The following is a 7,306-nucleotide window of genomic DNA, read 5'->3' as shown; positions in this document are numbered from 1 at the left end:
GACGGCGGCCTGGCCCGCGTCCGCCTCCACGGCCACCTCGCCACGCCCTGACCACCCCGCGTCCGCCTCGCCAACCCCAGGCCGTGGCGGCCGCCGGTCTGGCCGTCTACTTCGCCGCCTCCGCCGTGCTCGGCGTGGCGAGCGGCGCCGAGCGGCGGTGGATCTGGGGATGGGCCCTGCCGTCCGTGGCCGCGCCGCTGGCGGTGGGCGCGGTGTCCGGGCTCGTCGAGGGCTGGGCCGTGGTCGCGCTGCTGCTGGTCGTCGCCCTGTGGCGGGTGACCTACCGGCAGCGCGGTGGCACGGCCCAGGAGGGCTCAGTCCAGCCGGCGTAGCTCGGCGACCTCCTTGCGCAGTTCGGCCAGCTCGTCGAGGATCCGCTGGGTGTGCTCGCTGGTGTCCTCCAGCACCGCGCGCTCCTCGGCGCGTTCCTCGGCGTTCTCCTCGTCCATGGCGCTGACGACCACGGCCATGAAGAGGTTCAGGATCACGAACGTGCAGATCAGGATGAAGATGGTGAAGAAGACCCAGGCCGACGGATGGCGGGTCATCACCTCCCTGGCGATGTTGCCCCAGTCGTCGCCGGTCATCGTCTGGTAGAGGGTGAACAGCGAGGTCGGCAGGCTGCCGAAGCGCTCGGGGGAGGTGCTCCCGTAGAGCTTGGTGGCCATGACGGCGGCCACGTAGAGCACCAGGCCGAGCAGCACCACGATCGAGCTCATCCCCGGCATGGCGCGCAGCAGCGCCGAGACGACGCGGCGCAGGCTCGGCACGACCGACAGCAGCCGCAGGGCACGCAGGATGCGCAGCGAGCGCAGCACGGACAGGCCGCCCGTGGCGGGCATGAAGGCGATGAGGACGATCGCGGCGTCGAAGACGTTCCACGGGTCGCGGAGGAACCTGGAGCGCTCGACGTAGATCTTGGCGATCAGCTCGACGGCGAAGACGTACAGCGCGATGTGGTCGACCACGGTGAGCAGGTGGCCGAAGCGCGCGACCACCGCGGGGAAGGTCTCGAGACCCAGCGTGGCCGCGTTGAGCAGGATGACGCCGACGATGAACCGCTGGAAGCTTTCGCGGGCGAGGAAGGCGGCGGTGCGTTCACGCACGGGGGCAGGCTCCTAAGGGCTTGGTCATGTGCCCCACCATGATGGCGCAACATGATCAAGCCGATGTCTGTGGTATAAAAACGCACCTGAGCGACGAATGGTGAGGGCGCCGAGCGAGCATGTCCTATCCGAACTACGGTCCCTCCTACTACGGGCCGCCACCCCAGACCCACCCCCAGGGCACCGCCATCCTGGTGCTGGGCATCCTGAGTCTGGTGGTCTGCACGTTCATCGGCCCCTTCGCCTGGTCGATGGGCAACAGGGCGCTGCGCGAGATCGACGAGAGCGGCTACTACTACGAGAACCGCGGCATGGTGCAGGCCGGGCGCATCTGCGGCATCGTCAGCTCGGTCCTGATGATGATCACCCTCGGCTTCGTCGTCCTAATGTTCGGGCTCATGCTGGTCACCGGGGCTCTTTCCAGCTAGCAGGTCGCCCAGGCCCGACTCCAGCAGGTCGAAGGCCCGCTCCGCCTGAGCCCGCAGGCCGGGCGCGATGCTCTCCCAGTCCTCGCCCGCGAGGAGCCGGCGGATGGAGTGGTCGCCGAGCAGCCGCGTCGTGTTGAGGAGATGGGAGGCCACCAGCCGCGGCGTCAGGTCGTCGGGGTCGGCCTCGAGCTCGTCGGCCAGCGCCTGCGCCAGCACGCGCTCCCGCTCCTCACCGATCTCGCGTAGCTTGGCGCCCAGCGAGGGGGCCTCGTCGACGATCCTGGCGAACACGTCGACTCCCGCGTTGAGCCCGTAGCGCCAGTGGCGGGTGTCGAGCGCGTCGAGGAAGTCGCGGCGGAACGCCCGCACCACGCTCTCCCCGGGCTCGCGCTCGCGCAGCACGCGCGGGGCCAGGTCGACGGCCACCTCCTGCCGGTCGGCGAAGAGGTCCTCCTTGGTGCTGAAGTAGTTGAACACCGTGTTGACCGACACGTCGGCGGCCCGCGCCACCTCGGCCACGGTCACGTTGTCGAACCCCTTGGCCATGAACAGCCCCATCGCGACGTCCGCGATGCGCTGCCTGGTCTCGCGCTTCTTCCGCTCCCGCAGCCCCTCTTGCATGCCTCCATCGTACCAAGTTTGCAGTGACACCAAAATTGTGGTTACTCTAATTTTGGAGGCGATGAAATGATCAGGACTTCAGGTCTGAGCAAGACCTTCGACGGCGGCGTAGAGGCCGTCAAAGGCGTCGACCTATCGGTCGGGCCCGGCGAGATCGTCGGGTTCCTCGGTCCGAACGGCGCCGGCAAGACCACGACCATGCGCATGCTGACCACGCTGCTGCGCCCCACGTCCGGCACCGCCACGGTGGCCGGCCACGACCTGCTCGGCGACGCGAAGGAGGTGCGCAGGCGCATCGGCTACGTCTCCCAGACCGGCGGGACGTCGCCGACCTCGCCGCTGATGGGCGAGCTCGTGCTCCAGGGCATGCTGTACGGCCTGAGCAGGGCGACGGCCGAGGCCAAGACGCGGGAGGCGCTGGAGCGGCTCGACCTCACGGGCCTGGAGTCGAAGCCCGGCGCGGCGCTGTCCGGCGGGCAGCGCCGCCGCTTCGACATCGCGTTCGCCCTGCTGCACGACCCGGTCCTGCTCTTCCTCGACGAGCCCACGACGGGCCTCGACCCGCAGAGCCGGGCCAACCTGTGGGACCACATCCGCTCGCTGCGCGCCGAGCGGGGCATGACGGTCTTCCTCACCACCCACTACCTGGACGAGGCCGACGCGCTCTGCGACCGGATAGTGATCATCGACCACGGCCGGATCGTGGCCGAGGGCGCCCCGGCTGAGCTGAAGACCGGCGGGCGCACGCTCGACGAGGTGTTCCTGGACATCACCGGAAGGTCCCTGCGCGAGGAAGCGGGCGTCTGATGCTGCGTGACACCTGGGTGCTGTTCCGCCACGGCGTGCGCGTCACGCTCCAGCAGAAGGTCGGCATGGTCTTCGGCGCGATCCAGCCGCTGCTCTTCCTGGTGCTGTTCGGGCCCATCTTCACCACGTTCGGCACGTGGGAGACGCTCGTCCCCGGCCTCATCATCCAGCTCGGGCTCATGAGCATGGGGCTGGCCGGGTTCGGGGTGGTGTTCGAGAAGCGCTCCGGCGTGCTGGAGCGCATGCGCGTCACCCCGGCCAGCCGGCTGGCGCTGCTGCTCGGGCGCGTGCTCAACAACGCGCTCACGATGACGATCCAGACGCTGCTGCTCCTCGTGGTCGCCTTCGCCTTCGGCCTGCGGGCTCCCGCGCCGGGGCTGGCGGCCGGGTTCGTGCTGGTGATCGTGCTCGGGAGCAGCCTGGCCGCGCTGTCGTACGCCATCGCGCTGACGATGAACGAGCACCTGTTCGCGCCCGTGATGTCCACGGCGGTGATCCCGCTGGTCCTGCTGTCCGGCTCGTTCCTGCCGATGTCGATGGCGCCGGGCTGGCTCGACGCCATCTCGCACATCAGCCCGTTCAGGTACACGCTGGAGGCGCTGCGCGACCTGTTCGAGGGGCACTACCTGACGGGCACCGTGGGCCTGGGAGTGGCCGTGACCGTGGTGTTCGCCGCGGTCAGCCTCACGGTCGGGACCCGGGTCTTCAACCGGGAGAACGCCTGAGAGCGCCGTTCAGGCCGCGTTCCTGGCGCGCCGCCGCAGCGCGGCGATGATCCCCGCCGGGTCCACGTTCCCGTAGCCGTAGTCGTAGTCGAAGCCCACCTCGCTGCGGTCCTCGGCGGTGCGCCGCAGCAGCGCCCGCAGCTGGGTGGGCGACAGCCGGGTCGACGGCCACAGGGTGCGGACGGCGGCGACGAGCCCGGCGGCCACCGGCGTCGCCGCGGAGGTGCCCGAGTCGGGCTCGTCGTCCCCGAACGCCTTCGACCCGGAGAAGTGGGTGTAGGCGCAGAAGTCGGGCTTGCGGGCGGTCAGCCGCCCGGGGCCCTGCGAGGAGTAGCCCACGCGCTCCCCGTTGATGTCGACGCCGCCGACGGACAGGGCCTTCGGGTGGGAGTTGGCGCCGACGATGGGCCGGTTGGGGTAGACGCACCGGCCGTCGGGGCACTGGGTGCCGCAGTTGCCCGCCGCGAACAGCACGTCCGCGCCCGCCCGGTCGAGCTCGGCCACCATCAGGTTGAACGGGTGGGCGGCGTTGTCGGAGTAGTTGCCCGGATGCCCGACGGGGAAGTCCCACTCGGGGGAGAAGGAGCCCCACGAGTTGCTCACCACCAGCGCCCTGGACTCGGCGGGCTGGGCGGCGAGCACGCTGCGCAGGTGCGCGAACGCCGACACCGCGTCCGACAGCAGCCCGTCCAGCGCCGAGCCGCCGGGCCGGGTGGACAGCAGGACCGGGATGTCGATCAGCGACGCCTGGGGAGCGGCGATGAGCGTGTCGAACGCGCACATCGTCCCGTGATCGACCTCGAACTCGCCCGCCTTGCCCGACACGCCCTGCGGGCTCCAGGACCGCTCGGCGTCCAGCGTGACGCCCCTGCCGAGCTGCCTGGCGGTGTGGGCCGCGTTGATCCCGGTGTCGAGCACGGCCAGCGCCACCCCGCTGCCGTCGAGGCCCTCGGCGCTCAGCCCCGGCACGTTCAGCAGCCGCTCCACGTCGTGCCAGGTGCCGACCGGCGGGTCGCCCCCGCACGTGCGCGTGGTCGCGATCACCGGGTCGGCGTAGACGCCGACCACGTCGGGCCGCAGCGCGGGCAGCAGCGTGACCCTGGAGGCCAGCTCGTCGTCCGAGATCGTGCCGCGCACCAGCACGGAGGCGTCCTCGGCGGCCAGCGAGAAGTCGAGCGGCTGGTTGAGCGAGAGGGGGTCGCCCCCGGCGATCGGGACGGGCCGCGCGACCGCCACGGGGACGTACGCGGTGTCGAGCTCGACCCCGGGCAGCCCGTCGGCCACGTCGGCCGTGGTGGCGCTCTGATCCGGGTCGGCGACGGCCGCGACCAGATCGGGGGAGGGGCGGAGCTGGATCAGGACCCGCATGTGTCACCACCGAATCTCGTGGAGGGAATGAACTCCCCAAGATTCCTCCATTCATCGCCCCGGCGTCCAGCGCCTTTCAAGGGTTTGACCTGCGCAAATACCCTAATTAGTGCGAACCGGATGACATTTCTTCCGGGGCGTCAGGCTTCCGTGTTCCCGGTCTGTTCACTACGGTGTCGAATCATGACGCTCCAGGCGCAGATGCCGGTCGACGACGGAGAAAAAGCTCACTGGCTGGCGGTGCGGCCGAGGCTCGTCCTCGCCAGCGCCTTCATGCTGTTCCTCGAGCTGGCGCTGATCCGGTGGACCGGGTCCAACATCGTCCACCTCAGCTATTTCACCAACTTCGTGCTGCTCGGCTCGTTCCTGGGCATCGGGCTCGGCTTCCTGCGCGTGGGGCGGTCGCGGCGGCAGCCGTACTACTCGCCCGTCGTGCTGGCCGTCCTGGTCGCCGTCGTCCTGACGTTCCCCGTGACCGTCGACAGGAACACCGAGGGCGTCCTGTACTGGACGAGCCTGTCCACCAGCGGCCCGCCCGCGTGGCTGATCCTGCCGGTGATCTTCGCCGCCGCGGCGCTGGTGCTCATGGGCCCCGCCGAGCTCGTCGGGCGCTGCTTCCCCGAGCTGCCGCGCCTGGAGGCCTACCGCTACGACCTGATCGGCAGCCTCAGCGGGATCGCCGCGTTCACGGCGCTGTCGTTCCTGAGCGCGCCGCCGGTGTTCTGGGGGCTGGTCGCGGCCATCTGCTACGGGCTGCTGCTCATGCCCCGGCCGCGCTCGCTCTACCTCGGCCTGGTGACCGTGCCCTCGCTGGCCGTGGTGGGGCTGCTGCTGATGGAGACGCTGACCGCCGGGGCCATCTGGTCGCCGTACTACAAGGTGACCGCGCGCCAGCTCACCCAGCTCGGCGTGCCCGTCACCGACATCTCCGTGAACGGCATCCCGCACCAGCAGGCCGTGCCCGCCGCCGCCCGGCTGCAGTGGGAGGCCCAGTACGGCCTGCCGTACGAGCGGACCAGCAAGCCGCCCAAGGACGTGCTCATCGTCGGCGCGGGCAGCGGCACCGACGTGGCCATCGCGCTGTCCAAGGGCGCCAACCGGGTGGACGCCGTGGAGATCGACCCCAAGCTGCGGGAGCTGGGCGGCTCGGTCCACCCCGACAAGCCGTACGACGACCCGCGCGTCACCACCCACATCACCGACGGGCGAGCCTTCCTCGAGCGCACGGGCGACAAGTACGACCTGATCCTCTTCGCCCTGCCCGACTCGCTCACCCTCGTCTCCGGGGCGAGCTCGCTGCGCCTGGAGAGCTACCTGTTCACCGAGGAGGCCATGAAGGCCGCCCGCGCCCACCTCAAGCCGGGCGGCACCTTCTCGATGTACAACTACTACCGGGAGAGCTGGCTGGTCGACCGCCTCGCCTCCACCATGCAGAGCGCCTTCGGGCACAAGCCGTGCGTCGACGTCGTCAGCACCGCCGGCCAGCAGGCCGTCATCACGGCGGGCGTGACGGCCGACGCGCAGCGCTGCGCGTCGGAGTGGCCCGGCGCCGCCCCCGGCACCCCGCAGCCCGCCAACGACGACCGGCCGTTCCTCTACCTCAAGGACGCCACGATCCCGCCGATCTACATCATCACGCTCGGCCTGATCCTCATCGTCAGCCTCTTCGCCGTCCGCGTCGTGGCCGGGCCCTACGAGCGGATGCGGCCGTACGCGGACCTGTTCCTGCTCGGCGTGGCGTTCATGCTGCTGGAGACGAAGAGCGTGACCGGGTTCGCGCTGCTGTTCGGCACCACGTGGGTGGTCAACGCGATCGTCTTCGCCGGCGTCCTGGTCGCGGTCCTCGCCGCCGTCGAGGTCACCCGCCACTTCCGCACCCCGCCGCTGCCCGTCATGTACGGCGTGCTGCTCGCGGGCCTGCTGCTGTCCTGGCTGGTGCCGAACTCGTGGCTGCTGTCCCTGCCGGTGCCCCTGCGCGCGGTGGCGGCCGTGGTGGTGGCGTTCCTGCCGATCTTCGCCGCGAACGTCGTCTTCGCCAAGCGCTTCGCCGAGACGGCCGACGCGACCACCTCCTTCGGCGCGAACCTGCTGGGGGCCATGGTGGGCGGCTGCCTGGAGTACGCGGCGCTGGTGATCGGGTACAAGGGGCTGCTGATCGTGGCGGCGGTGCTCTACATCGGGGCGATGGTGCTGCTGCCCCGGAAGTCGGTCACCGCCTGACGGCACCGGCGGCGGGGGGATTCCCCGCCTT

8 protein-coding genes are annotated in these 7,306 nt (G+C 70.5%); 5 read left to right on the top strand and 3 right to left on the bottom strand.

All coding sequences use genetic code 11. The features are described 5' to 3' along the window. A partial coding sequence (locus ACWDX9_RS56750) for a hypothetical protein (RefSeq protein WP_449971312.1) occupies nucleotides 1–332 on the top strand: 332 nt, incomplete at its 5' end. On the opposite strand, the gene ACWDX9_RS56745 is transcribed toward ACWDX9_RS56750, so the two are convergent. Then, a complete protein-coding gene (locus tag ACWDX9_RS56745) occupies nucleotides 315–1,106 on the bottom strand; it encodes an ion transporter (protein WP_355192389.1) in 792 nt (263 codons plus the stop codon). The two genes, ACWDX9_RS56750 and ACWDX9_RS56745, sit on opposite strands and share 18 nt — an antisense overlap. A gap of 119 nt (nucleotides 1,107–1,225) precedes the next feature. Here ACWDX9_RS56745 and ACWDX9_RS56740 point away from each other — a divergent pair, with 119 nt between their 5' ends. Next, nucleotides 1,226–1,534, top strand: a complete 309-nt coding sequence (locus tag ACWDX9_RS56740; RefSeq protein WP_363964346.1) for a DUF4190 domain-containing protein — start codon at nucleotides 1,226–1,228, stop codon at nucleotides 1,532–1,534. On the opposite strand, the gene ACWDX9_RS56735 is transcribed toward ACWDX9_RS56740, so the two are convergent. Next, on the bottom strand, nucleotides 1,490–2,155 hold the full coding sequence (locus ACWDX9_RS56735) for a TetR/AcrR family transcriptional regulator (RefSeq protein WP_449971309.1): 666 nt from the start codon (nucleotides 2,153–2,155) through the stop codon (nucleotides 1,490–1,492). The two genes, ACWDX9_RS56740 and ACWDX9_RS56735, sit on opposite strands and share 45 nt — an antisense overlap. A gap of 66 nt (nucleotides 2,156–2,221) precedes the next feature. Here ACWDX9_RS56735 and ACWDX9_RS56730 point away from each other — a divergent pair, with 66 nt between their 5' ends. Then, nucleotides 2,222–2,962, top strand: a complete 741-nt coding sequence (locus ACWDX9_RS56730; protein ID WP_449971307.1) for an ABC transporter ATP-binding protein — start codon at nucleotides 2,222–2,224, stop codon at nucleotides 2,960–2,962. Next, nucleotides 2,962–3,687 (top strand): ABC transporter permease, encoded by a 726-nt coding sequence (locus ACWDX9_RS56725; protein ID WP_449971304.1) that lies wholly within the window; start codon nucleotides 2,962–2,964, stop codon nucleotides 3,685–3,687. Before ACWDX9_RS56730 ends, ACWDX9_RS56725 begins: the two co-directional genes overlap by 1 nt. Nucleotides 3,688–3,696: 9 nt before the next feature. On the opposite strand, the gene ACWDX9_RS56720 is transcribed toward ACWDX9_RS56725, so the two are convergent. Further along, on the bottom strand, nucleotides 3,697–5,055 hold the full coding sequence (locus tag ACWDX9_RS56720) for a S8 family serine peptidase (RefSeq protein ID WP_364247339.1): 1,359 nt from the start codon (nucleotides 5,053–5,055) through the stop codon (nucleotides 3,697–3,699). A gap of 183 nt (nucleotides 5,056–5,238) precedes the next feature. Here ACWDX9_RS56720 and ACWDX9_RS56715 point away from each other — a divergent pair, with 183 nt between their 5' ends. Further along, the gene (locus ACWDX9_RS56715) at nucleotides 5,239–7,275 is read left to right on the top strand and encodes a spermine/spermidine synthase domain-containing protein (protein ID WP_355192399.1); all 2,037 of its coding nucleotides are present in this window, start codon (nucleotides 5,239–5,241) and stop codon (nucleotides 7,273–7,275) included. Nucleotides 7,276–7,306 lie beyond the last annotated feature (31 nt).

The sequence above is a fragment of the Nonomuraea sp. NPDC003201 genome, from assembly GCF_053590415.1.
Note: the sequence above shows the minus strand (reverse complement) of the source record. Positions and strands in the feature narration are given on the sequence as shown.